Source organism: Photobacterium sp. SKA34, from assembly GCF_000153325.1.
GTDB lineage: Bacteria > Pseudomonadota > Gammaproteobacteria > Enterobacterales > Vibrionaceae > Photobacterium.
In genome coordinates this window covers 1,463,528-1,488,651 of sequence record NZ_CH724141.1, presented here as the reverse complement: position 1 = coordinate 1,488,651, position 25,124 = coordinate 1,463,528, and the positions used below count along the sequence as shown (strand labels likewise).

Genomic DNA, 25,124 nt, shown 5'->3' with positions numbered 1-25,124 from the left:
GGCACTTTTATCTCAACACACTATGCACTTAAATAGAAATTACATGTGTTTAACACGACGCTTCACTTCTTCTTGTTTACCGAAGTTAAACGGGCGTGCATCAGGGCTACCTAAGTAACCACATACACGGCGTGTTACTGATACCTTTGATGGTTCGTGATTGCCACACTTAGGGCATGTAAAACCTTTACTTGTACAATCAAACTCACCAGTAAAGCCACATTCATAACACTCATCAATTGGTGTATTAGTGCCGTAATAAGGAACACGCGAGTAGCTGTAATCCCATACATTTTCTAAGGCTTCAAGGTTATGTTGAATATTTGGGTATTCACCGTAACAGATGAAACCACCATTCGCGATATCAGGGTAAGCCATCTCAAAGTCAATTTTATCGTATGGGTTTACTTTCTTTTCAACATCTAGGTGGAAGCTATTTGTGTAGTAGCCTTTGTCTGTCACTCCGGCAACAACACCAAATTCTTTAGTATCAATTGCACAGAAACGGCTACATAGGTTTTCACTTGGCGTACTGTATAAGCTAAAGCCATACCCAGTTTCTTTCTTCCATGAATCTGTTGCATCGCGTAAACGCTGAACAATAGCAACTGCTTTTTGGCGTAGCTCTTCACTGTCGTATACATGCATGTCGTTGCCATAAAGTGCATTCACCGTTTCATGAATACCAATATAGCCAAGCGAAATAGATGCACGACCATTTTTGAAAATTTCTGATACGTCATCATCTTCTTTTAGGCGTACACCACATGCTCCTTCCATGTATAAAATAGGAGCAACGCGTGCTTTCACACCATCAAGACGAGAAATACGAGCATCAAGTGCGCGACGAGATAAAGCCAAACGCTCATCTAATAATGCAAAGAAACGCGCTTCATCACCTTTTGCTTCTAAAGCAATACGAGGAAGGTTGATACTTACAACACCAAGGTTATTACGACCTTCGTGGATCAACTCACCCTTTTCTTCATAAGGACCAAGAAAACTACGACAGCCCATAGGCGTTTTGAATGAACCAGTTACTTCAACTAATTTGTCATAGTTCAAAATGTCTGGGTACATGCGCTTAGAAGCACACTCTAACGCCAATTGCTTAATATCGTAGTTCGCGTCACCTTGTTTATGGTTTAAGCCATCTTTAATGGCAAACACAAGCTTAGGAAATACTGCCGTCTTATGGTTTTTACCCAAACCTGCAATACGATTTTTCAAGATAGATTCTTGGATCATTCGTGATTCCCAAGATGTTCCTAAACCAAAACCGAATGTAACAAACGGTGTTTGACCATTTGCGGTATGTAGTGTGTTTACTTCATATTCAAGTGATTGGAATGCGTCATAACATTCTTTTTCTGTACGTGCATTAGCAAATGCAATTGGGTCTTCAATGCTCCACTCTTTTGCTACTTCTAAATGCTTTTCATAACTTACAGTAACGTAAGGGGCTAGTACCTCATCAATACGGTTGATGGTTGTTCCACCGTAGATGTGGCTTGCTACTTGCGCAATGATCTGAGCTGTAACTGCTGTTGCGGTAGAAATAGATTTAGGAGTATCAATTTCTGCGTTACCCATTTTAAAACCATGGGTCAACATGCCGTTTAAATCAATCAGCATACAGTTAAACATAGGGAAGAAAGGAGAATAATCCAGATCATGGAAGTGAATATCGCCACACTCATGTGCTTTAACAATGTCACGCGGCAACAAATGTTGAGTCGCGTAGTGTTTAGCAACTATACCAGCCAGTAGATCACGTTGAGTTGGGATCACTTTACTGTCTTTGTTCGCATTCTCATTAAGTAAAGACGCATTGCTCTGCTCAATCAAACCACGAATTTCATTATTTAGGCGACTTTTCTTTTCACGTGCAATATCGCGATCATGACGATATTCAATATAGGCACGGGCTACTGTTTTGTGAGGACCAACCATCAATTGGTTCTCTACAGCGTCCTGGATAGCGTGAATATCTACTTCTTCAGCATGCTGGAATTGAGCCAATGTCGCTTCAGCAACAGACATTGCATCCACTTCACTCATATCCATGTCATTGATTGACTGAGCTGCGCCCATTACCGCTTCTTTAATGCGTTGCATTTCGAAAGGTACACGGCAGCCATCACGCTTAATCACAACAAGTTTCACACCAGGCTCCTAAATATACAATATTCATTACAGCGTCACGCAAACACAAAATATAGGCATTCGGCATACACGTAACAACAAGATATGGGTATTAGGCGAGATTTTAGAAAAACAAACATTGATCCAAATCAATTTATTTTTAGGAGAGATTACGATCCGAGCGATGCGTTTGATGCGTTTGATGCGTCACAAAATTCTTTATAAAAGCAAATTTACATATACAATTGTCAATATAATTATTTGGTATTTAACAAAATAAATTAAGAAAAATTTCTTGCTTTTCTGCTGAATGAAGTAGACTGCTTAAACACTTTTTACAAGGCTGATTTGAATATTTAATGGATGGCTTAACACTTACACAGCGTATCAATAAAGTAACCTATAAAAACCTTCGTATTGGTTTTTTATGGTCATCTAAGATATCTCTGATGATCTTATCTTTAATGTTAGTCACATTATGGCTCAATCATTTCACTAATGATTCTGAATTATCATCCTTGTTGGCTGCACAGTTTATTTGGCAAATGATACTTTCTGGTTTTGGGATCATTTATTTTAATCGCAGTACTGAACCAGCCAATTATCGTTTAATTAGTGCCTTTTATAGTTTGATCTATGGATTGAGTTGGGGAGCAACCATCTTAATTTTAGGAGTGTATGTACAATTCACCTTACTCTCTGAAGTATTAGCTAACCTGATGACTATGGTAGCATTACTTGGATTTTACACTTATCGAAATGCCTTATATTTAGCGGTGACACCAATACTTGCTTTAAGTACTTGGATAACAATCGAAGATGAGCACCTAACATTACTGTTCTCATTTGAAAAGTTTATGATCACTCTCATCATCATTGAATCTGGGCGCCGCGTTCTATACCGCTGGTTCAGTAACCGTGTTCAACAAGAACATGAAAATAAACGTTTAGTAAAAGAGTTAAACCAACTCGCTTCTCATGATCAATTAACCCAAATTAAAAATCGCCGCTTTTTCCAAATAGAACTTGAAAAGCAAATAAAAAATACCCAACGCTTACACATCCCTTTGTCTCTGGTATTAATTGATATTGATCACTTTAAAGCATTTAACGACAGCCAAGGGCATATTGCGGGGGATGAGTGTTTAAAATTAGTCGCAAAGGTGATAGATGCGAGCTTGCTTCGAGGTATAGATAGTGTTTCTCGTTTTGGTGGAGAAGAATTTGTCGTTTTGCTACCAAATACCAATCTTGATGGTGCCATTTTAGTCGCACAACGTATTCAGGAGAACTTAACTAAAGTAGCTATTGATCATCCAGCCTCTCAAACAAGTCATATCGTCACAATCAGCCAAGGTATAACGACTTATGAGGAAAGCCAACGTTCAACTCAATTTATAGAAAAAGCAGACCACAATTTATACGATGCAAAAAAATCAGGACGAAATTGTTATATCGCTGCATAACAAGCATATAAAAATACCTAAATCGCTTAAGCGCTTTTAAGTACACAATTTAAGCATTCTATTATCTGGATGATCATGCTCATGATCCAACCGACAACACATTTCAATGTAATGTGATAACTCGCCCTAAAATTAAGTATTACAGAGTAAGTAACTAAAACATTTTTTAATACACTATAATGAGTCACAATAAATTTATTGAACATGGTAAGGGATACCAATTCAATATTCTTATTACTTACTATTTTTCTTTCCGCCTCAAATATAAGTTATGCAACTTCACTTTCCATCATGACATGGAATTTGCAATGGCTTTCAGATCGACAACAAAAGGTAAACGTACTCAGAAAGATTACACAATATTAAAACAGGTTTTTTAGCCTATGAACCTGATATCCTTGCCTTCCAAGAAGTCGATAGTGCCGCAAGTCTTATTCGCATTGTTCCTAGCGACCGGTAACAAATATTCATGTCATCAAGAATCAAAAACAAAGACGACATTTTTAATGAGATAAACCAATTCATCGGTATTGCCGTTAAAAAGTAAGCAGATATAACAAGCTTAAGCTCTCAAGCTTTAACATTATGAGAAAAGCAGTATTACCAACAAAAGTGGATAAAACAACAACAGATGAATAAGCAGCCTTTTATCTTGGTTGGTGACATTAATCATCGTATATATCTTAATACAACAAATAACATAACCAACTTTTTCTGATAATAAACATCAAGACTCTTTAAAATGGCTAACTCATCATATAAAAGTAACTGTTTAACGAAAAGAATAAAGCCTATTACCGTTGTTATAAAGAATTAATTTACCTTGGTTTTAGTAGTTACCATTTTAATATAACGTCTGTCCAGCAGGTAACTTACTCCATCAAACAGGTATCAAGTTACCAATTAAATGATCACTGTCCAATTCTCTTTGGCCTCAGTTTTACACCGTTTTTCTCTTTTAACTTATCGAGTTATACATTGCAGCCAAAAAAATCCCACTTACCGATACCTTATGAAAAAGTATAAAATAAGTGGGCTATTATCCATCAAATTTTATTCGGTCGCGTAATTGGAGCCATTATAGTAACGAACATCAGGCACAATATTATGTTTATTCAACAAGCGATACATTGTTGCTCTTGAAACACCAAGATCTTTTGCGGCTGATGCCACCTGACCACGGTGAGTTTCTAATACTGCAACAAGCACGTCTTTTTCTGCCTCATCTTTAATATTACGTAAACTTTGCTTCATATTTATTTTCTTAGGTAAATCGAAGTGTTCAACACCAACTTCATTGCCGTCTGTTAATAATGACACTCGTTTAATTTGATTTACTAACTCTCGTACATTGCCCGGCCAGTTATAACGAAGAAGTAACTGTTTTGCTTCTTCATTATACTGAGTTGCAATAGTGTTATATTCTCTTGAATACTTTTGTAAGAAATACTCAGCTAAAGCAATAATATCCGCACCTCTTTCACGTAATGTCGGCACTGAAATATGGAAAACATTAAGACGATAAAATAACTCTTTACTGAATGTTTCATTCGCAATTGCTTGCTCTAAATTGGCACTTGAACAGGCAATAACACGAACATCACACTCTATGGTATCTTCTAAAGAGTCATTAGTTGGTTTTTGTAAATAAGAGAGAAGCTTCTGTTGTAAGTTTTTAGACAGTTCTTCAACACCATTAAGTAAAACAGTCCCCGCTTTTATGGTGTTATCAGATACATGTTCACCGTCTATATTTAGAAAGGCTATTTGCTCATCATCATCCATGACTGATGCACAATTTATCATAGTAAAACTATCATTTCTTCGCTTACTTAGATTATGAATAGAGTTCGCAATAAGGTCTTTTCCGGTTCCTTGTTCACCGCTTATAAAGATATTAACGTCTGTCATTGCCACCCGTCGAACCATATCTCTCAAATGCTTGATTGATTTAGATTCGCCAAATAAACCGACATCTTGCTGCGCATCTAATTCAGTCCAAGAGTTAGATTCAATTTCTAACATGCCTAATTGATGACCCACAGTTTCTAATAGATGCGTCGATGGAATAGGAATAGAAAAATAATCAATGCAGTAATTATTTATAAACTGACAAATGGAGTCCATTCCAAGTTGCTCTTTTTTAATAACAGCTATCCATTTTACTTGCTTTGTTTTATTTGCTCTTAAAGAAATGCTATTCAAACTGAAATCATTATTACTAAGATCGACAATACAAATACAAGGACTATATTCTTCTAAGATGGCATCTGCAGTACGAAGGTCATAACAACAATGTGTTTTCCATCCAGTTTGTTCTAATAGCGCAATCCAAGGTTCATAAGTACAGCCAATAGCAACGAGTCTAGCTTTGAACGTTTTTTTATCACACTGTGCTACCATTGAAGTCACCTTTTATAATATCGTTAATTTCCCTATTTTTTATAATATAGGCAATAAAATAATAATATGCCTCGTATTAATACCTATAAATAAACAAAATATATACTGTTTATTTTGCATACCAAAATGCAAATAAAACATTATTTTATCTAATTCATTGCCTTATTTATTAATTATAACTTTTTTTTCATATCATATTTTTATCTAATTCTTTTTTTGACAAAAAAATACAAGATATAAATATCTTTTTACTATCTAATTAATTATGTTTTACTGTATAACTATATCTACATTCTTATTATAATAAGAAATTAAATAGCCATGACGGTAACCACATAAATTTCATTTTTGTTGTGTCAGGATCACCAGCTCCATAGACATTAACTGGGTTATTTTGACTATCTATTGCCTGTTCATTCCCTACAATTTGGTATCCATTCTTTGCTCGTGAACGAATACTCTCCTCAATTTCAGCGACAAGTTGATCGTTGCCGCGACAAAAAAGTCCCATTTCAGTATTATAGTGATTAGAACGGTTATCAATATTGTACGTACCCACCATCACTTCGTTTTGGGCATTACCATTGCGTTTATAAATTTGTGTTTTTGAATGCATCCCCCATCGCGCACTTTCCACAGCTTTACTCACTGTTGCAGTTTCATTTAGCCATTCACCAGCATGAAGATAGATATGCATCCCTTCAGCTTGCCAATCGTAAACATGACTATACAGTTGTGCGGCTACATAAGTGGCGTCGGTTGAGGATAAAGAATTCGTGTATAGCGTCATATCGATATTTTTATCGAGTAATATTTGCATTAAATGCTCTGATTTTCGATTATTCAGTAAATAAGGAGATGCCAATACTAAACTGTTATCTACAGTCATCACTTTATCGAAAATTGTTTTACGTAAAAAACGATAATTATCACTATACGGATCTTTAAAGCGCGTCCAAAAAGATCCTCCCGGTGCATCTGAAGTAAATGTAGTTTCAGGGCACGAGTAAGTCTTTTTCGCGATTAAAATCGGCCTTGCGATGGCTTCTATTCTCGCTCTTGCGGCCTCTTCTATTTCTGTATGAGCAAGAAAGGCTTGAACGGCTTCCTGTTTACGCTCATATTTTTGTAACTCAATACGATTGTTAGGTACTTCAGGAGAATGATAACGTTCACTGATATCATGTTCAAAAAACGCATTAAAAGAATCTTGCATTGCTTTCACAATAGAGCCTGAGACATGTAGGTCACGATCAAGAAAGTTATATTGTTCTGAAAGATCAAAATAATCATTTTCAATATTACGCCCCCCAGTTATCGCTTCTTTGCCATCAACCACTAACAATTTACGATGATTACGAAAGTTTATCGTAGAAATATAATACAGCGGAGCGGCATTATAATAGCGAACATCAATACCATGAGCTTTTAAACCATCGGCATAGTATTCATCAAACTCAAATACAGTGGCAGATTTATCAATTAATATCCGAACTTTTACTCCTCGTTTTGCTGCTGCAACTAATTCTTGCACAATTATTTTCCCACTCATATCTGGAGAAAAAATAAAGTATTCCACCTCGATCGTGTTATGAGCACGTCGGATCATATCAATACGGGTTTGTAATGCTGCAATACCACTATTTAGTACCGTAATATCATTGCGTCCTACGCCACTATCCGGCTGATAAATATCAACTTGATGAAACGGGTAAGGATTAGATGACGAAAGGTCATGATAACTCTCAAAATCTTCATCCCAGTAAACCAAATTACACCCAGATAGTAGTAATGATAATGACACGGTAGTTGCAATAGAACGGCAAGTAAACAATACAGGCTCCTTGTGCTATAAAGATAAATTCCTTTGTTATTTAATCTTGCATGACAACCCAATAAAACCCTATAAAATTGTAATATCAGTAGGATAAAACAAGATCTCTGTTCTATTTTGATTTATTCTTACAAATAATCGACATAACTACCAAGGTAATACACCCATGTCTACGCCATTAGATGCAACAGCAATTGAAACAATCCAAGGTTTTGATGCCGAAAAGCGTTATAAGCATTTAGTTAAAGAAGTTGTCGCTAACCGTGAAATTTGGATCCTTATCGATGAACACGGTTGTGTAATGCTTAATACCGATGAGGAAGACTGTGTACCAGTATGGCCAAATAAAGAGTTTGCAGAAGCATGGGCTACTGGTGAGTGGGATAATTGTAAAACAGAAGCCATTTCATTAAACAAATGGCATAGTCGTTGGACGCATGGCCTTGAAGATGACGAACTGGCTATCGTTGTATTCCCAATTCAAGATCAAGAAGGTTTAGTGATCTACCCTGACGAGCTAGATTACGAACTAAAGAACCAAGCAAAAAAACAGCGTTAATAACTGTAAGAATTTTTAAACACTAAGGTCAGAATTATTCTGGCCTTTTTTATAGGAGAAAAACGTAAATGGACGCACTACTTCAAACTATTAAACAAAATCCAACCACCGTTGAATTTGCCCTCGTTATGGCTGTGATCACTGAACATTACGATTATCAGGCCACAACTTTTTACAATGGTATAAAAGGCGATACGCTAAAAAATGATGCAGGAACAAATGAAGGTTCATGTAAAATTTTTGCTTTTGCGCAATTAAATCAACTATCAGAACAAGAAACACTAGCTTGTTTTGGTCAATATTACCGTCAAGATGTGTTAGAACATCCTGAAAACAACGACCATCAAAATATTCGCCATTTTATTAAATACGGTTGGTCTGGCATTCAATTTGATACATTCCCGTTAGCTGCTAAAGCTTAATAACAAACAAGCCATCACGATAATTACTCTTTATCAACTAAGAGTAATACGATGATGGCTTGCTTAATATCATAATTGAAAAATTAGCTTAACGGCTTATTACAATGACTGCATTTCTGCGGGGGTTTCATAAAAAATGGGGAGCGAGTTGCCTGCCCACAGCTATCACAAAACTTGGTAGAACGAATAGTCAGTAATGTTAATGGCACCAATAACACTAGAATCGCAACTAACCATACCGTTGGTGGTTGCATATAAATAATGAACCCGCCAATCACAACGTTACTAAACACGGTATAAATTGGCCATAATTTACGCTTTTTTGCTACATCCTTACCGCGTTGAAATATCATCACACTTCCAACAACCAGCGTTCCCCAAATAACGATAAAGCCAATTAATAGATTTTCCTGCATTATTTACTGTCCCTTCGATTAAACATTATATAAGTTCACATTGAACAAACTTTAAACAATAAAAGTAACTTACCACCCCACTAAAAGCACAATTAACCTCTCAATGACTATGGTTTTATGACCCTTCTCACAATGTTGAATTACCGTTAACAAAAATACACATTTTTATTACCACTTTTGAAAATAAAGTATTATCTTAAGCGCCAGAACAGGACGTTCAGGATTAAATCACAGACTTAGCTACCATTTGCTAGTGAGCTGTGTGCTAAAGGAGTAAAAAATGGTTGTTCACACTGAAGCTCGTGCTCATCGTCTACTACCTCTTGCGGTTAGCAATAACTCAATTGCTGATGCTATGTTTCAAGATTCAAAAAATAGTCATAATTTCAAGCTAATTAATAAAACGAGTGCACTATTTAATTCATCGCATTCTATCAAAGAGCTACAGCAAATTCCTAGCTGGCGTCAACACAATATTACACAGCCATATAGTCAGTTAGAGAAGTTATACCAGTACGCATATCCAGCTCAACAAGAACTCAACATGCTGTTAGAAGCAGCAGCTCTCGTTAGTAACTCCCAGGCTTTTTTACCTGGAATTAAAAAACAAAAACGTGCTGAAACAAAAATTGCCACAGAGTTACGCGGTAACGTAAATAAACTAACCGATATTGTACGTGGAAGTGTTGTCGCAACAAATATTAGCGATTTAGTGAAAGCATATAACCACTTAGCTCAATATAGCGATATCGTTAGAGTGAAGAACCGTTTTGATACCCCTGCTGTATCAGGCTATCGCGATATCAAAGTCTTAATTCGATTAAGTAATAGTGGACTTATCGCTGAAATTCAATTGCATCTTGAAGCCATTGCAAAAATCAAAAATGGTGAAGAGCATGATATCTATGAAGCGATTCAAAAAATCGAACGCATTTCGATAATTGAACGTCGAGCGTTAGACGATATTGAAAAGATGCAAATCAAACGCTTGCAGAATAAATCCCAAGCACTATATGCAAAAGCGTGGGAAACCTATACTCAGCCTTTCATTCTAGCCAGCTAATAAAACAACATACAATAATGTGATCGAAGCCGCATTCTTATGCGGCTTTTTTGTCGTTTTATGAATATCGGCACAGAGTTTACCTCCCATTCAGGCTATATTGTTAACATCAGATTAGAAAGTAAAACCAAGCACCGACAAACTACACAACACTTTTTATACCCTTTTTGTGTGTTTGATATTGAAGGACAATATCATTGGGAGTTGCTTAATGGATGTAAAATCTGTTCTACGTACAAGCTTTATTCTATTCTGTATGCTTAGCCGTTCGGTGGTTGCAGCACCCGCTGTTGCGCCCGCATACACAATCTCAGACCAACCGTCACCAACACGCTTATCTCAAGCAAGCCGTAAGTCATTTCAACGTGATTTAAGCGGTTTATATAGCATTCAATCTTGGAAAAATAACAACATTGCACAACCTTATGATGACTTTGTTACCTTGTACCAAACATCAACTCAAGCACAAGTTGAATTAGCTCATCTTATGCGTAGCATTAGCCTTATTTCATCAACTGAAGCATTAGTACCACCAGTAAAATCAATGGCACGCGCACAACATAAAATTGAAACAGAGTTAAATGGTCAAACCAATAAAATTACCGATATCGCACGTGCTTCTCTCGTCGCTAACGATGTTTCATCTTTAGTGCAATCTTTTGAGTTATTAAGTAAAGAAGCGACCATTGTTGGTGTTAAAAACCGCTTTAAAAAACCAACTGCTTCTGGTTACCGTGATTTAAATGTATTAGTTGAATTACCACAAAGTAAAATCATTGCAGAAGTACAGCTTCACTTAAAAGATATTTCTGATGTGAAAAATGGTAAAGAGCATGATATTTATGAACAAATCCAAAAAATTGAACGTTTAGCACTACAAGAAAAGCGTCCAGTATCTGAATTTGAGCAATCAAAAATCAACAAGCTTCGACAAGAATCGTTACACTTGTACCAAACTGCTTGGCAGCAATACTTACAACCTAACAGTGTTGCGGTTTAATTCACTTTCTATTCACATCAACGCCCTACTCGCTAGGGCGTTTTTGTGTTTATCACTTGAGTAGCAAATTTTTAATAGTTAAAAATGCTCCCTACGCAAACAGCAACGCATAGCTGTATGTGTAACTTGTAATTGGTTAGCAAATAACAAGCAAAGCCCGTAGTGAGTGATCGTTACGGCATTTTTGTATTTTTATTAGAAATAAAGCATTAAGAATTTGAATTTATAACATTTTTAAGCAATACCTATACAAACCTATTGTTTCAGTACAGGTAGACTTATGACTATCAAAAAAACAATGACACTTCTTATCACTCACTTACTTGCTGGTGCATTTGGTGTTGCGCTAGGGATCTATTTACTGCCTATTTTGACTGCGCCAACGGCACCAACACAATCTGAAGTCTCTCGCCTTACGACTCAAGCGCAATATTCAGGTGTGTTTAAAAAAGATTTAGCTGGTAGCGATTTTCTCCATTGGGGCGAAGGTAAAGTCTCAATCTCAACAACAAAAATAACCTTAATGGGAAAGCTCGCACCAGGGCCTGATTATAAACTTTACCTATCACCTAGATTTGTAGAAACCGAAGCAGAATTTAACCAAGAAAAAGCCGATATGGTGTTAGTGGGAAACGTGAAAACCTTTGATAATTTCGTTGTGAATGTGCCTCAAAACATTGATATAGCCAAATATGATACCGTTATCGTGTGGTGTGAGTCTTTTGGTCAGTTTATTACTTCGGCTAAGTACCAGTAACATTCTACACAGCTATACTTTATTCAGGAAAATCAACAAGGCAAGCTTGTCGAGGATGTACCAGTTGTCAACGTTGATAATAAAAAAGCCCATCACATTCGTAATGGGCCTCAGATACAATATAATATTTTAATAAGATTGATGATACCTAGCCTATTGGGATTCATCTTTTCACTATCGTTATCTTACCTCTTCTTCTTTACCTTGCCTTGTACCGCTTTAAATCTTGGATTTGATTTACAAATAACATAAAGGCGACCACGACGTTTAACCACTTGGCAATCCTTACTACGCTTCTTTGCACTTTTTAATGAGCTTAATACTTGCATCGTTATTCCCCTTTTAATCCTGTCATCGCAAACTGTTTATTAAATCGAGCAACACGTCCATCCCGCTTCGTCATTTTCTGCTTACCGGTGTAGAACGGATGAGAATGCATAGAAACATCCAATGTGACATATGGGTATGTTTCTCCATCTAACTCAACTGTTCTTGACGTTTGTATTGTTGAGCCGACCATTATGTACTTGTCTGCACCTGTGTCATGAAATGCCACCGTTCGATATTCTGGATGTATACCTTCTTTCATTATTACTCTCCCTTGCTGCCTTGTTGTTATGTTATAACATAACAACAAGTAAGATCAATACAAGTGATAATAATTATCAGTAACAATTAAAACTTGAAATAATTTTCAAAACAATCAATGATAATAATTATCAATAAGATTTGTATCGAGATGCAGATAATGACGGAAACCACTTTTTTATACCAATCATTTTATAAAGCAGAAGATCTCTTTCTTATTCATCAATATGAGAATGGGTTAGAACATGATCTTGTCGCTAATTACATTCAATCAAGTTTAAGCCTCGCTACTTGGTATAGAAAAGAATCTGATTTTGCGAATCCATTATTAGAAGAACTTTTTCTTCGTCGTCTATTTTACAATCTTTTGAACACCGTTAATGATGTAACAAAGTGCCCAATACTTCGTAGGGTCTGTTTGAACCAAATTCATGAACCTCTAATTGCGCTAAAACATTATTACAATCAATCAAGAACAGGCCATAAATACTTTTTATTACTTCAAAAAGATCTTAAAGAAATCCAATACCTCAATGATCTATAAAGGAAAGATTAATGACTACATACCGCATAGAAACAGACAGTATGGGTGATGTACAAGTACCTGAAGCAGCACTCTATCAAGCGCAAACCCAACGAGCTGTTGATAACTTTCCAATCAGTGCGTTAACAATGCCAGCTACATTCATTAAAGCATTAGCATTCATCAAACAAGCAGCTGCACAGGCAAATGCCGAATTAGACCTATTAGAAACAGACATCGCTGATGAGATTATCTCTGCCTGCCAAGAAATCATTGACGGACAGCATTTAACGCAATTTCCAGTAGATGTATTCCAAACGGGATCAGGAACAAGCTCTAACATGAATGCCAATGAAGTCATTGCAACACTGGCATCACAAAAACTCGGTAAATCAGTGAACCCAAATGACCATGTCAATATGGGGCAAAGTAGTAATGATGTTATTCCAACCGCTATCGCCGTTAGCGCATCGCTTGCTACTGAACAAGAGCTTATTCCAGCATTACAGTATTTGAGCCAAGCCATTGAGTCAAAGGCACAGACACTTGAAGATGTAGTTAAAACAGGTCGAACACACTTAATGGATGCGATGCCAATCACTTTGGCACAAGAGCTTCGCGGCTGGAAATATCAGATAGATGCAGCATCAAGTGGAATACAAAAAACACTGCCGCAAGTAAAAGCCTTAGCACAAGGCGGTACAGCGGTAGGAACAGGCATCAATGCAGTACCAGCCTTCTCTGGTATATTTACTAAACATCTCTCCGCAGCAACGAAATCATCTTTCAAACCTAGTGACAATTTCTTTTACAACATGTCGAGCCAAGATGCGATTGTTAGCCTCTCAGGACAGCTAAAAACAGCCGCTGTCGCAATAATGAAGATCGCAAACGATCTACGGTGGATGAATTCTGGCCCACTTGCAGGGCTAGGAGAAATAGAACTCCAAGCTTTACAACCAGGTTCATCTATCATGCCTGGCAAAGTTAACCCTGTTATTCCTGAATCTGCAACCATGGTTGCAGCACAAGTGATTGGCAACGATACGACGATCACTATTGCTGGTCAGTCTGGAAATTTTCAACTAAATGTAATGCTTCCGGTCATTGCTTTAAATATTAGTCAGAGTATTGAGCTACTAACAAACACCTCTGTTCAACTCGCTAAAAAAGCAATATTAAGCTTCAACGTTCGTGAAGATAACTTACAAGCAGCACTCGCGAAAAACCCTATTCTGGTTACGGCACTCAATCCAGTTATTGGTTATTTGAAAGCAGCTGAGATTGCTAAAAAAGCTTACAAAGAGCAACGCGCAATTATTGATGTTGCAGAAGAAGAAACAGATCTTAGCCGTAAAGAGCTGCAAAAATTACTCGACCCTGCAAAATTAACCCAAGGTGGTATTGCTAAATAGCATTACAATATGAGTGATTAAGTATTTTTATTGATTTAATTCACTAAATAAAGATGTCAAATACCTTATACCCGTTATTTAATATTCATTTAAAATAACGGGTAATCATTTTTTAATTTCTATCGTAGGCAAATTTTTGTAAACCTAATCTTTCTTAACTAGAGCCGATAACATCTATGCAAACTGATTGAAAATCTAAAAAGGGCTAACTTATCCTAAATTGATAACAAAATAGGGTTATAATACGTTTATTAAAGACAACCATATTGAAAGACCACAAACTCCTTCTGCTTTAAATTTTATGCAACATTTTAAAATACGTCATGATAAATCGAAAAAGCACAGCAAAAGAACAACTTAAACATTAATCTGAATAGCCAATACAATAGCTATTAATTATCCAACCTGATATTACAATTTTAGCCATAATTAGGGGTATCACAAAATTTCTCTTTAGTTAAAATATCGAAAAATTATGGCTCATTATCATGCCATTGTTGGTTTTTTTTAACCTTTTATACGTCATCATTCAGGAATGTACATTCATGAACCAACCAGCAAACACTGTTGCTCAAACTGAGCAAGATAATACAAAGAATGATATGCAACCTGCACAATTTAATATTGCACGCATTTTTAGCATCGTTCTTAATGTGGTATTAATTCTCGCACAAATTAAGTTATTAAAAGTTCACGACGTTACCATAAAAACATACGGTCTTTTTATTCTATGTAACGTAAGCATTTTATTTAGTATCTTTACGCCTCGTTTAACAAGCTTTAAATTAAAACAAATTCTCAAATATACTTATATTCCAACGGTTATTGCTGTATTTATTTTTATTGGTCAAGTCACTAACTAAACACTGATTTAGCACCACGTATGAAGTGTTAAAAGTAATTATTACAATTATGCTAACACTTCACTAATTATTCTAATTTGATTCAAATAACCACTTAATAATAGAGTTTTTCATTGCTTTATTAAAACAATTTAAAAATGTATTACTCATCACAATCTTCTCTCTTACCTCCAGTAATGTTGCACGATATGATAGCCCCACCCACTAAACGTTATATCTATTCCTTTCCACTCTAATCTCGTTCATGCACGGAGCAAAAATGAATATAGGTATTTATATTTACGAGAATGCAGAAGTTCTCGACTTTTCTGGACCTTTTGAAGTCTTTAGTACCGCTAAACGCTTACGTGCAAAAGATTGGGATATATTTTTCATTGCTGAAACACCTGATCCAGTGACTGCACGAGGTGGCTTTCAAGTACTACCTCATTACAGCTTTAACGATCACCCGCATATAGATATTCTCATTGTTGTTGGTGGTATTCACACGGAAGAAATGAATAAAGCTGAAGTATTAGCATGGATAAAGCATATTGATAAAACATCAACACACGTTGTTTCTGTATGTACTGGCGTTTTTTTACTCGCGAAAGTCCAGTTGTTTACCCAGTTATTTGTTACGACCCATTGGGAAGACATACCAATGTTAATCGAAACCTTTCCTGCTCTAAATGTCATAGATAATAAGAGATGGGTTTGTGATGGTAAATATATAACATCCGGAGGTATATCAGCAGGGATAGATATGAGCTTATACCTCGTCTCAAAATTACAAAGCTTAGTGCTTGCAGAACAAGTGGCACATCAAATGGAATACCATTGGCAACAATATCCTTAAAATAATTTACAATAAAGACCTAATAAGCAGGACGTCATAACGATCATATCAACCTTTAAAAATGCCCTTTCAGAAATAGGCTATCCAGCCAAAGCGATTAAACCAATCAACAAATTAATGCTACTTTAAGACTACGAGCTTAATTGTTTTTTAAACGCTGCATAAGAGGTTTATTGAGCATTAATTCGAGCTTGGTGATGATATACTAAGCCCCCCCTTGCCCCAGCCCCCATCGCCAGTTCTTTTCGAATTCAAATAAAGGCGAATCTCGATACATCTTCATGTAAGAAAATTTCCCTTATCATTTACGTATAGACGATTATGCAATAACAAAAGGTATGTTTGTATAACTCAATAAAGACAGAGGAAATAATCGAGAATATGCTTGTTCAAATGCTTATATATTGATTTTAAAGGGGTGAGGTAAAATGAAAAAAGCACTTAAAGTAAATAATCTCTATATCAATATGGAAACGATTGTTGCTTTTGATCTTGACTATAAAATCGATGGAAATCGTGCTTTGTACCTAATGGCCAATAGTAATGAGTTCCCCTTTCTCGAAATTGAAGTCGCTGAAGATGAGTTCGTAAAATCTATCGACTATCAATCACAAAAAGTAACGAATCGAGAATATAATCGTATCAAGAGTGAACTAATGGCATACATGGGGTTATAAATCATCGTATGCAATTCTCTATGTAAGATTCGCAGCGCTTTATTCATCCTGATTTTATCAATAAAGCGTTGTTTGTCTGTTTTCTTTAGTCATTGTCTTGCAGATAAAAGCCACTCAGCACTATGGGGAATAGTACTAAGTGGCAATCCTCTTCACAAAAAGAGGCAAGTGAAACCATTATATTTCCACTGGTATCTTTATTATTTTAAGAGCGGTTTAAGAAAACTATTCATTAAACGTAAGGATACGTTTTATAACGCACTCCCATCATCTGCTCCATGCAATGAACAACCTGGCAGCTATAACCAAACTCATTGTCATACCAAACATACAGAATTGCACGATTCTCTTGTGCGATGGTCGCAACACCATCAACCACTCCCGGATAACGCGAGCCAACTAAATCTGTCGAGACCACTTCTGTCGAGTCAGTAAAATCAATTTGTGCAGACAACGTTGAAGAGAGCGCTATTTCTCGTAAATAAGCGTTCAACGCTTCTTTATCGGTACACTGCTCTAATTGAAGATTCATTACAGCCATTGATACATTTGGAGTTGGCACACGAATCGCGTTACCTGTTAGTTTCCCTGCCATTTCAGGCATGGCTTTTGACACTGCTTTAGCAGCACCTGTTGATGTCAGTACCATGTTCAATGAAGCTGCACGGCCACGACGATCTCCGATATGGAAATTATCTATAAGATTTTGGTCATTAGTAAATGAATGTACTGTTTCAATATGACCAAACAATACACCAAACTTATCATGTACTGCCTTTAATACAGGAGTAATCGCATTAGTTGTACAACTTGCAGCAGAAATTATCGTATCTTCACGGTCAATAACGTCTTCATTAACACCAAATACAACGTTCTTTATTTCTCCTTTCCCTGGCGCAGTCAACAGCACCTTTTTAGTACCTTTACAGGTAAGATGTTGGCTAAGCCCTTCCGTATCTCGCCACACACCAGTATTATCAACAACTAAGGCGTCCTTAATACCGAAAGTGGAATAATCTACATCTTGCGGTTTATTGGTATAGATCACTTGAATGTAATTACCGTTCACAATGATGGCTTTACGTTCATGATCGATAACAATACTGCCATTAAACTGGCCATGCACAGAGTCTCGGCGTAGTAAACTTGCGCGTTTTTCTAAGTCACCCTCTTTTCCACCTCGTACCACAATAGCACGTAATCTTAATGGATATCCGGGACCACTCTTTTCAACTAATAATCGAGTTAATAAACGACCTATACGACCAAAACCATACAAAACCACATCACAAGGTTCTGTCATTGGATCATCTTCAAGTGAACCTTTCAGTGCTGTTTGCAAGAAATCATCCAGCCCATGTGTATCTTCATTACAATCCCAAAATGTATGTGCGAGGCGCCCGACATCAATACGACAAGGTGATAAATCCATATTAATAAGATGATGAATAATTGGTTGAGTTTGTTCAACTGTGAGTGAACAACCAGTATATCGCTTTGCAACACGGTGAGCTTTGATAATATCGATTGTTGTCGCATTAACTAAGGTTTTGCCAAAGAGTATAACTTCAACACCTTTTTGACGGTACAGCTGACCTAAAACTGGAGCAACGGATTCGGCATAAGTTTGACTAGTTTGCCATTCTAGGAAGTGCTTTCAGGGCTCATTTTTTCTCAGGACCTTTTCACGTTAAGTTTCTGCTTTCATGGCAATTGTAGGGTAGCCACTTAGCATTAAGAGTGCATTTCAAGCCGTGGTCTTTAGCGCCACTTTAAAGACTCGAAAGCACAGCATTTCAAGCTGTAGATTTTATATGACTGCGTTTTAAGATGAGATTATCTGCTCAGCTAGCAAAAATAAGCGTTACGCATGATTGATAACGAGTAAAAACAATGAAGAACTTAAATAGTGACACATGGCGTCAATAAGGCTGTGACACATTAAAAATGGGAGTGTTTCATCACCCCCATTTTTACGTATTTGGTTTACGGAAAATTGAATCGTAGCCAAATCAAGTATGAACAGCGCGAAGACATTACCAATTTAAAAGTAAGGCCTCTTATTAAAAATTACTCAACCGTTAAAGTATCTGCTCAAGGGCAATGAAAAAACGTTCGATTTCCTCTTCAGTGTTATAGTGCATTAATCCGACACGTAAGATCCCACCCTTTTCTGTTATTTTAAGTGCATCTGTCAACATATCTGCGTAAAGATGACCACTCCAGGTGTAAATCTCCTGCTCTCCTAAATGAGCAGCTACCTCTGCTGGGTTCAATTCACCAAAGCGCAATGCAAACGTTGCTGTTCTATTATCAATACTAGGCTCGCCGAACAATTCAATTGAAGGGTAATCTTTCAAGCGCGTCAGGAACTTGCTCGCAAGAAAACTCTCGTAATTACTAATATTCTCATAACCACTCTCTAATTGTTCTCGTAAACCAGTTCCACTTCCTAGAGACGCTAAATAGTCAATTGTCGACGAGAATGCCGATAACGCCTCAAAATTTAGCGTTCCTGTTTCCCAGCAATTCGGTGAGTATGAAGGGGCTGGCTCTACCTTATAAGGAGAGTAATATTCTAATGCCTGTTGGCGGCCGTACAAGACACCAAGGTGAGGACCGAAGAACTTGTACGCAGAACCTGCAACAAAGTCAGCGCCTAAAGAAGTAACGTTAATGATTTTATGAGGCAAAAGATGCACTGCATCAATATAAACGACGCTGCCATTGGCTTTACCAAGTCGTGTTATTTTTTCAATATCGACTAACGTACCCGATAGATTACTCGCTGCAGTCACAGCAACAAGTCGGGTTTTATCATTAAGTAGGTGCTCAAACGCTTCAAGGTCAAGTTGGCAAGTGTTATCCAAGATAGGAATATAATGAACTTTTACCCCTTTATCTTGAGCTGCCATAGCCCATGATGAGCGATTTGAACCATGATCTGCAGTGCTCAGTATGATCTCATCGCCCTCTTTCCAATCGTTACTTATCGCACGGCTAAAATGGAAAGTCATCGAGGTCATGTTGGCCCCAAATATAATTTCTTCTTTTTTTGCTGCACCAAAAAGTGCTGCCGCTTTCTCACGACAAGTATCAACAAGCTCTACCGCTTTACGACTGACAGAAAAATGACCACCAAGGTTAGTATTACCTTGCTTAAGATAATTACCATAACTCTCTATCACACTAAGCGGTTGCTGTGCGCCTCCGGGACCATCAAAATAGATAGCTTGACGACCATCAACCTGACAATTTAACGCTGGAAATTGTTTACGTAACTGATCTACATGTTGACTAAGCGGTAAAGACGAAGACATCTCTTACTCCTTTCTGCCCTTCAATATTGGATAATGTTTCAGATATGTAATGATAAAAGCGTTCGTCATTGAGTATTACGAATTGATTTTCTTCAAGCACTGTATTCATATGTGGATGCTGCTCTACTGGAGAAGCAAAGATTTGCGTATATCCACCTGAGATATTTTTTCTTTGAACACAGAAAATACCAACATACCGGAAGCCATCTTGATGTATTCCTTCTGGCGCAGGTGTACTTGCAGCATCATGGTCGCAAGTAACACGAATTTGATGAACATCCACAATTGAGTGATCATCTATAGCTCCAGTACTTTCCATAAATGATTTCAGAAGATGCTGGAATTCAACGGTATTTACCATGTCTTGTGACATATCAGAAAAGTCACGTTCAACGTCACCGAGTACCCGATTAACTTGAGATGACTGTTTAAATTTTGAATGAGGAAGTTTAATGATGTTTCCATTTTCAGACTGAAAACGCGCGTAAGCACGAAATCGGTGATCGCTGTTGATGTACTTATCAGGGGGTAGTTGGTCAAAGAATGGGGCAACTCCCGCTGCTACCTTTGACGGTACTTGGAAAGCTTCGATTAAGAATTTATTTTCTATTTTCATTAAACATCCTCATTCCTATCCGTGTTAATAAGTCGTTAATTATCGTTATAATATATTGCTAAAATGTTTAATTTCAATCGAATAAGCCAAAAAACACATAAATTCCAAAACCCAAATCTAACAGATAAATAAATAGAAACATTATTCTGATTAGGATTAAAATATTAGTTATTTAATCTATTAATTTTAATAAATAAAGAAGGAAGGAATGGTTTAAAGGTTATTTTAAGTTAGTTTCAATTTTAAAATGTTAAGGTGGCTTCCCCAGAAAATATTCACTCATTAACTTGGAAGGCATAAACCCTCCCGTAAAATAAATATAGAACTACGTAAAATATAATCACTTGATAAGAAGGGTAACGCTTATTTATTCATATTGCTCCTGTAGAAAAATACCAATGTTTACTTTACTGCTTAATAAGTATTTCCTTTTTATTGTTCTAAAATAACTTGACAGTTAAATAACACTTTTAATTTATATCTATTTAAAATCTAATCATTGAAATTATGAATTCTGCTATTCATAGTTGTCTTACTTAGATTCCTTTTTTCGATTTACACCTTTAGAGTATTACTATGAAAAAACGCTGGATTGTCGTTGCAACCCTAAGCGCTATTGCTGCCTTAGGTATTTATGCAGTTAAAGCCCCCTCTTCTGATGAACACCATTTCACTATGCTGACTGCTAAAAATGCAACCATTGAGAAGCAAGCCATTGCGGTTGGACAAATCATGCCGACTCAAGCGGTAAAGATTAAATCTCAAATAGAAGGGATAGTAGATGAAATTTATGTCAATTTAGGTGATAAAGTAGAGGTAGGCTCTCCCGTTATAAAGCTTCGTCCAAACCCAGCACCACAAGATCTTACACGTGTTAATGCTGACTTATTAAAGAGCAAAGCCGATTTAGAGTCAGCCAAAATAAGATTGGCTAATTTAAAACGTTTAGCGGCACAAAAAATTATTCCAGCCAATTTCGATGCCTATATTCAAGCACAAGCAGATGTGAAATCAAAAACCGCTGAGTTAAAACAAAAACAACAAGAATCTGATCTAATGAGTAAAGGTGAATCAGACGCAGGCTCCACCAAACTCACCTCCATAATTTATGCACCGATTAACGGTACGGTATTAGATGTCAAAGTCGATGTCGGTGAACCGATTGATTCAACAGGTTCAAACCAAGAAGCGACCGAAATTATGACCATGGCTGATATGAAAAATATCATCTTTAAAGGTTCAGTGAGTGAGCATGATGCAGCCCAACTGACAGAGGGAATGCCTGTTGAATTAACTCTTGCTCCATATCCTGATCTAAAAATTGCAGGAAAACTGACAGAGGTTGCGGTGCAATCAGAAAAGCTAAACGACGACAAAGATAACAATACCCAACAAACACAAAGTTTTGATAATGGCTTTGCGGTTGAAGTCAGTGACATTAAGTTTCCTAAAGGTATTACTTTACGCTCAGGCTTTACTGCTACAGCACATATTACATTGAAAAAAGCAACAGACGTAATGACAGTACCTGAGCGTGCACTGTACTTTAAAGGTAATGATCCTTTTGTACTTATCGCAGATGACTCAACGAAAGGCTATAAAGACGTTCCCGTGAAGCTAGGCTTATCAGACGGTATAAATGTCGAAGTATTATCAGGCATTGAACCAAAACAAAGCATCATCGATGCCAGCATGGTCGAGGGTTTGTAATGACAGTTATATGGCGTAACACACTGTTGACTCTTTCTCTAGGTTTAGTATGCACTCAAAGCTTCGCATTAACGATTGATCAAGCATGGGAGGCCGCAAAGCAAACAAGTCCTGATTACCGTATTAAACAGCTTGAAGAAAGTAAGAGTCAATACGATGTATCACTAAACAAAAGTGCACTACTCCCTAGCCTTGAAGGAAGTGCTAATACGAGTTGGACTAAAGATGGCGACAATAGTAATAGTTATAATATTTCACTCAATCAATCGATTTGGAATAGCCAAAGCTGGGCTATATTGGATCAGTCGCAAGTAGATGTGGTTATTGCAAAAATCGCTGTTACACAACAGAAAAACACTCTGGCAGAAGAACTTATTCAAGCTTATTTCACTTTAGCACAAGCTCAACGTTCGCTCACCATTGCAGAGCAACAACGTAAAGATAGCCAACAACTACTTTCACTAACAGAACAGCGTTACAAAGCCGGTTTAATTATGTCAACAGGGATTGACGATGCTAAAGCGCATGTCATTGGCACTGAAACAACAGTATTGCAACGCCAATCTGTTCTAGCTGAAAAACAGTCTGATCTCGCTATCGTGATCAACCAAACGCCTGATCGCGTCAATGAAATCGACAGCCAAAACCTTCACCAACCTGCTCTTGCAGTCAATGATGAAAAAGCATGGTTAAACAAAGCAAAAGATAATAGCCCTGAATTATTAATTGCGAAACAAAATGTTAAGCGTCAACAACTCGCGGTAGATCAAGCACAAGCAGGATACTACCCTACCGTTAACGGATCCGTTGTTTACAGTAATAACTTTGATAACAATAGCAAAGGAATGAATGCAAGGCTTAGTGTTTCTGTTCCAATTGATCTTAACGGCTCGATTAAAACCAAAGTTTCACAATCTAAACTCGAATTACAAATTGCTAAACAGCGCTTAAGAAAAGTTGAACTTAGTCTCGAAAATAATGTGAAGACACGCTTTAACCAACTTACTCTGGATTGGAAGCGCGTTGAAATGGGTGCGGAAAAAGTCAAATCCGATGAAAAAGCACTAAAAACGAAAGAGATTTTATTTAATTCTGGAGCTGATAGTACAACAGCATTAGACGTTATAACCGTCCAAGATACGGTGTATCAAAGTAAAGAAAAGTTACAACAACTTCTATACCAGTACTGGTTAAATCGAATTGAATTACTGAAGCTTACAGGTCAACTCAATGACCAAACAATTACTCAGATTTCTCAGGCATTAACGCCATGATCACATTGCTCAGCCAAACCGTTCAAACACTACTTACCCATAGATTAAGAAGTGCATTGGCCATTATTGCGATAGTCTGGGGTATTGTTTCAGTTTTAGTCTTAGTGGCATTAGGTGAAGGATTTTATCGTGAAAACTTAAAATCCTTTTCTATGCTGATGAGTGACACACAGCAGGTCACTTTTGCACAAACAAGCAAGCCTTGGCAAGGATACCCTTCAAGAAGAAAAATTACAGCGACAGAAAATCAACTCAGTGCGCTGTCTAACGTTCATCAAATAAAGCGCGTATCTATTTTATATTCGAATGCTAAAGCACAAGTCACAGATATTGAAGGCACTCAATTAAAAGGTAATGTCTTTGGTATTGATAATCACTTTCTGGCACTTAATAATACGCGTTTAGAGCTAGGCTCACGTAAAATATCGCCGAGTGATTTAGCGAACCATACTCGTGTTGCCATCATTGGTTGGCGTTTAGCTAAACGCGGAAATATTCGTTTGAACGACAACATCAACATCAATGGTGTGCCGTTTCAAGTGATCGGTATTTCAAAAAAGACAGAAAGTAGTGGGCTTTTTAGTATTAAACGTGCCGCATTAATTCCAAGTACAACATTTAATGACTTATGGCTAAGTAATCCTACCAATTTGTTAGTGCAACCAGCGAAAGGTATTTCAAGCATGGCATTACGTTTGGCAATGCAAAACTTTTTTGCTAAACAGTACCAGTTTGATCCTAAAGACAAACAGGCTATACAAATGCTCGATTTCAGCCATATGGGCGATTTCTACATCAGCCTATTACGTGGTATCCAGCTATTTCTAGGTGCTAGTGGTGCAATGACACTCGCGGTTGGTGCGTTAGGTGTTGCTAATATTATGTTTTTATCTGTAGCAGAAAGAACCCGTGAGATAGGCGTAAGACTTGCCATTGGTGCGACACCTACTCATATTTTGATGCAGTTTATGGTAGAAGGTGCTTTATTGGTCGCGGTGGGAGCACTCTCCGGTATCGCCATATCTAACATCATCATTCAACTCTTAAATTTTATCTCATTACCCGATTGGATAGGTCATCCTGTAATGACGTTAACGTCCATCATTTTAACATTAATGATCACAGCAGTACTTGCATTATTAGCTGCGTTTTTCCCTGCGCGTAGAGCCGCACATTTAACGCCAGTGATTGCTTTAAGTGCGAGGGCTTAGAAGTGTTTCCTGTTAAACAAATTT

The 25,124-nt window shown here is 37.1% G+C and carries 22 protein-coding genes and 1 pseudogene; 14 read left to right on the top strand and 9 right to left on the bottom strand.

What is annotated here, in order from left to right; genetic code table 11:
• Window positions 1–39: 39 nt before the first annotated feature.
• Window positions 40–2,166 carry an anaerobic ribonucleoside-triphosphate reductase gene (nrdD, locus tag SKA34_RS07825; protein WP_006644971.1) on the bottom strand — a complete coding sequence of 709 codons (2,127 nt, stop codon included), beginning with the start codon at window positions 2,164–2,166 and terminating at the stop codon, window positions 40–42.
• A gap of 338 nt (window positions 2,167–2,504) precedes the next feature.
• Between nrdD and SKA34_RS07820 the strand changes: the two genes are divergently transcribed.
• Window positions 2,505–3,611, top strand: a complete 1,107-nt coding sequence (locus SKA34_RS07820; RefSeq protein ID WP_006644970.1) for a GGDEF domain-containing protein — start codon at window positions 2,505–2,507, stop codon at window positions 3,609–3,611.
• Window positions 3,612–4,664: 1,053 nt separating this feature from the next.
• Here the strand turns inward: SKA34_RS07820 and SKA34_RS07815 are convergent.
• Both SKA34_RS07815 and SKA34_RS07810 read right to left on the bottom strand, forming a co-directional pair.
• Window positions 4,665–6,014, bottom strand: a complete 1,350-nt coding sequence (locus tag SKA34_RS07815; protein WP_006644969.1) for a sigma-54 dependent transcriptional regulator — start codon at window positions 6,012–6,014, stop codon at window positions 4,665–4,667.
• 298 nt (window positions 6,015–6,312) lie between these two features.
• Window positions 6,313–7,848 carry a phospholipase D family protein gene (locus tag SKA34_RS07810; RefSeq protein WP_006644968.1) on the bottom strand — a complete coding sequence of 512 codons (1,536 nt, stop codon included), beginning with the start codon at window positions 7,846–7,848 and terminating at the stop codon, window positions 6,313–6,315.
• 166 nt (window positions 7,849–8,014) lie between these two features.
• Between SKA34_RS07810 and SKA34_RS07805 the strand changes: the two genes are divergently transcribed.
• Both SKA34_RS07805 and SKA34_RS07800 read left to right on the top strand, forming a co-directional pair.
• Window positions 8,015–8,407: a DUF2750 domain-containing protein gene (locus SKA34_RS07805; RefSeq protein WP_006644967.1), complete on the top strand. Its 393-nt coding sequence runs from the start codon at window positions 8,015–8,017 to the stop codon at window positions 8,405–8,407.
• A gap of 68 nt (window positions 8,408–8,475) precedes the next feature.
• The gene (locus SKA34_RS07800) at window positions 8,476–8,829 is read left to right on the top strand and encodes a HopJ type III effector protein (protein WP_006644966.1); all 354 of its coding nucleotides are present in this window, start codon (window positions 8,476–8,478) and stop codon (window positions 8,827–8,829) included.
• Window positions 8,830–8,912: 83 nt separating this feature from the next.
• Here the strand turns inward: SKA34_RS07800 and SKA34_RS07795 are convergent, their stop codons facing one another.
• The gene (locus tag SKA34_RS07795; protein WP_006644965.1) at window positions 8,913–9,245 is read right to left on the bottom strand and encodes a hypothetical protein; all 333 of its coding nucleotides are present in this window, start codon (window positions 9,243–9,245) and stop codon (window positions 8,913–8,915) included.
• Window positions 9,246–9,525: 280 nt separating this feature from the next.
• On the opposite strand from SKA34_RS07795, the gene SKA34_RS07790 reads away from it, so the two are divergent.
• The 3 genes from SKA34_RS07790 (at window position 9,526) to SKA34_RS07780 (ending at window position 12,065) form a co-directional block, all read left to right on the top strand.
• Window positions 9,526–10,308 (top strand): hypothetical protein, encoded by a 783-nt coding sequence (locus SKA34_RS07790; protein WP_006644964.1) that lies wholly within the window; start codon window positions 9,526–9,528, stop codon window positions 10,306–10,308.
• Between the two features lie 211 nt (window positions 10,309–10,519).
• On the top strand, window positions 10,520–11,308 hold the full coding sequence (locus SKA34_RS07785) for a hypothetical protein (RefSeq protein ID WP_006644963.1): 789 nt from the start codon (window positions 10,520–10,522) through the stop codon (window positions 11,306–11,308).
• A 280-nt stretch (window positions 11,309–11,588) separates the two neighbouring features.
• Window positions 11,589–12,065, top strand: a complete 477-nt coding sequence (locus SKA34_RS07780) for a DM13 domain-containing protein (RefSeq protein ID WP_006644962.1) — start codon at window positions 11,589–11,591, stop codon at window positions 12,063–12,065.
• A 185-nt stretch (window positions 12,066–12,250) separates the two neighbouring features.
• Here the strand turns inward: SKA34_RS07780 and ykgO are convergent, their stop codons facing one another.
• Together ykgO and SKA34_RS07770 are read right to left on the bottom strand one after the other, a co-directional pair.
• Window positions 12,251–12,394, bottom strand: coding sequence for a type B 50S ribosomal protein L36 (gene ykgO / locus SKA34_RS07775; RefSeq protein WP_039859827.1), 144 nt, complete (start codon window positions 12,392–12,394; stop codon window positions 12,251–12,253).
• A gap of 2 nt (window positions 12,395–12,396) precedes the next feature.
• Window positions 12,397–12,654 (bottom strand): type B 50S ribosomal protein L31, encoded by a 258-nt coding sequence (locus SKA34_RS07770; RefSeq protein WP_006644960.1) that lies wholly within the window; start codon window positions 12,652–12,654, stop codon window positions 12,397–12,399.
• Between the two features lie 159 nt (window positions 12,655–12,813).
• On the opposite strand from SKA34_RS07770, the gene SKA34_RS07765 reads away from it, so the two are divergent.
• The 5 genes from SKA34_RS07765 to SKA34_RS07745 all read left to right on the top strand — a co-directional run bounded on the left by SKA34_RS07765 (window position 12,814) and on the right by SKA34_RS07745 (window position 16,969).
• Entirely contained in the window at window positions 12,814–13,197 is a 384-nt protein-coding gene (locus tag SKA34_RS07765) for a hypothetical protein (protein ID WP_006644959.1), read from the top strand.
• Window positions 13,198–13,208: 11 nt separating this feature from the next.
• Window positions 13,209–14,591, top strand: a complete 1,383-nt coding sequence (locus SKA34_RS07760) for an aspartate ammonia-lyase (protein ID WP_006644958.1) — start codon at window positions 13,209–13,211, stop codon at window positions 14,589–14,591.
• Window positions 14,592–15,136: 545 nt separating this feature from the next.
• A complete protein-coding gene (locus SKA34_RS07755; protein WP_006644957.1) occupies window positions 15,137–15,454 on the top strand; it encodes a hypothetical protein in 318 nt (105 codons plus the stop codon).
• A 259-nt stretch (window positions 15,455–15,713) separates the two neighbouring features.
• Window positions 15,714–16,292 carry a DJ-1/PfpI family protein gene (locus tag SKA34_RS07750; RefSeq protein WP_006644956.1) on the top strand — a complete coding sequence of 193 codons (579 nt, stop codon included), beginning with the start codon at window positions 15,714–15,716 and terminating at the stop codon, window positions 16,290–16,292.
• A 428-nt stretch (window positions 16,293–16,720) separates the two neighbouring features.
• Window positions 16,721–16,969: a hypothetical protein gene (locus SKA34_RS07745; protein WP_006644955.1), complete on the top strand. Its 249-nt coding sequence runs from the start codon at window positions 16,721–16,723 to the stop codon at window positions 16,967–16,969.
• A gap of 232 nt (window positions 16,970–17,201) precedes the next feature.
• Here SKA34_RS07745 and SKA34_RS07740 read toward each other — a convergent pair.
• From SKA34_RS07740 to SKA34_RS07730, 3 genes and pseudogenes are all read right to left on the bottom strand, one after another.
• Window positions 17,202–18,626, bottom strand: a pseudogene (locus SKA34_RS07740) (glyceraldehyde-3-phosphate dehydrogenase); the annotation flags it as partial.
• 424 nt (window positions 18,627–19,050) lie between these two features.
• Entirely contained in the window at window positions 19,051–20,289 is a 1,239-nt protein-coding gene (locus SKA34_RS07735; protein ID WP_006644953.1) for a cysteine desulfurase-like protein, read from the bottom strand.
• Window positions 20,267–20,905, bottom strand: a complete 639-nt coding sequence (locus tag SKA34_RS07730; RefSeq protein ID WP_006644952.1) for a 2OG-Fe dioxygenase family protein — start codon at window positions 20,903–20,905, stop codon at window positions 20,267–20,269. The genes SKA34_RS07735 and SKA34_RS07730 overlap by 23 nt, the downstream gene beginning before the upstream one ends.
• Window positions 20,906–21,481: 576 nt before the next feature.
• Here SKA34_RS07730 and SKA34_RS07725 point away from each other — a divergent pair.
• The 3 genes from SKA34_RS07725 to SKA34_RS07715 are packed head-to-tail and all read left to right on the top strand — an operon-like array spanning window position 21,482 to window position 25,100.
• Complete coding sequence (locus SKA34_RS07725) at window positions 21,482–22,615, top strand: efflux RND transporter periplasmic adaptor subunit (RefSeq protein ID WP_006644951.1); 1,134 nt, start codon at window positions 21,482–21,484, stop codon at window positions 22,613–22,615.
• Window positions 22,615–23,889: a TolC family protein gene (locus SKA34_RS07720; protein ID WP_006644950.1), complete on the top strand. Its 1,275-nt coding sequence runs from the start codon at window positions 22,615–22,617 to the stop codon at window positions 23,887–23,889. Before SKA34_RS07725 ends, SKA34_RS07720 begins: the two co-directional genes overlap by 1 nt.
• Window positions 23,886–25,100 carry an ABC transporter permease gene (locus tag SKA34_RS07715; protein ID WP_006644949.1) on the top strand — a complete coding sequence of 405 codons (1,215 nt, stop codon included), beginning with the start codon at window positions 23,886–23,888 and terminating at the stop codon, window positions 25,098–25,100. The genes SKA34_RS07720 and SKA34_RS07715 overlap by 4 nt, the downstream gene beginning before the upstream one ends.
• Window positions 25,101–25,124: the final 24 nt, after the last annotated feature.

Coding starts and splice junctions, on each gene's coding strand:
- SKA34_RS07780 (WP_006644962.1), top strand. CDS start 11,589: ATGACTATCAAAAAAACAATGACACTTCTTATCACTCACTTACTTGCT.
- SKA34_RS07730 (WP_006644952.1), bottom strand. CDS start 20,905: ATGAAAATAGAAAATAAATTCTTAATCGAAGCTTTCCAAGTACCGTCA.
- SKA34_RS07800 (WP_006644966.1), top strand. CDS start 8,476: ATGGACGCACTACTTCAAACTATTAAACAAAATCCAACCACCGTTGAA.
- SKA34_RS07755 (WP_006644957.1), top strand. CDS start 15,137: ATGAACCAACCAGCAAACACTGTTGCTCAAACTGAGCAAGATAATACA.
- SKA34_RS07795 (WP_006644965.1), bottom strand. CDS start 9,245: ATGCAGGAAAATCTATTAATTGGCTTTATCGTTATTTGGGGAACGCTG.
- SKA34_RS07770 (WP_006644960.1), bottom strand. CDS start 12,654: ATGAAAGAAGGTATACATCCAGAATATCGAACGGTGGCATTTCATGAC.
- SKA34_RS07745 (WP_006644955.1), top strand. CDS start 16,721: ATGAAAAAAGCACTTAAAGTAAATAATCTCTATATCAATATGGAAACG.
- SKA34_RS07785 (WP_006644963.1), top strand. CDS start 10,520: ATGGATGTAAAATCTGTTCTACGTACAAGCTTTATTCTATTCTGTATG.
- ykgO (WP_039859827.1), bottom strand. CDS start 12,394: ATGCAAGTATTAAGCTCATTAAAAAGTGCAAAGAAGCGTAGTAAGGAT.
- SKA34_RS07750 (WP_006644956.1), top strand. CDS start 15,714: ATGAATATAGGTATTTATATTTACGAGAATGCAGAAGTTCTCGACTTT.
- SKA34_RS07725 (WP_006644951.1), top strand. CDS start 21,482: ATGAAAAAACGCTGGATTGTCGTTGCAACCCTAAGCGCTATTGCTGCC.
- SKA34_RS07815 (WP_006644969.1), bottom strand. CDS start 6,014: ATGGTAGCACAGTGTGATAAAAAAACGTTCAAAGCTAGACTCGTTGCT.
- SKA34_RS07760 (WP_006644958.1), top strand. CDS start 13,209: ATGACTACATACCGCATAGAAACAGACAGTATGGGTGATGTACAAGTA.
- SKA34_RS07720 (WP_006644950.1), top strand. CDS start 22,615: ATGACAGTTATATGGCGTAACACACTGTTGACTCTTTCTCTAGGTTTA.
- SKA34_RS07715 (WP_006644949.1), top strand. CDS start 23,886: ATGATCACATTGCTCAGCCAAACCGTTCAAACACTACTTACCCATAGA.
- SKA34_RS07790 (WP_006644964.1), top strand. CDS start 9,526: ATGGTTGTTCACACTGAAGCTCGTGCTCATCGTCTACTACCTCTTGCG.
- SKA34_RS07765 (WP_006644959.1), top strand. CDS start 12,814: ATGACGGAAACCACTTTTTTATACCAATCATTTTATAAAGCAGAAGAT.
- SKA34_RS07820 (WP_006644970.1), top strand. CDS start 2,505: ATGGATGGCTTAACACTTACACAGCGTATCAATAAAGTAACCTATAAA.
- SKA34_RS07735 (WP_006644953.1), bottom strand. CDS start 20,289: ATGTCTTCGTCTTTACCGCTTAGTCAACATGTAGATCAGTTACGTAAA.
- SKA34_RS07805 (WP_006644967.1), top strand. CDS start 8,015: ATGTCTACGCCATTAGATGCAACAGCAATTGAAACAATCCAAGGTTTT.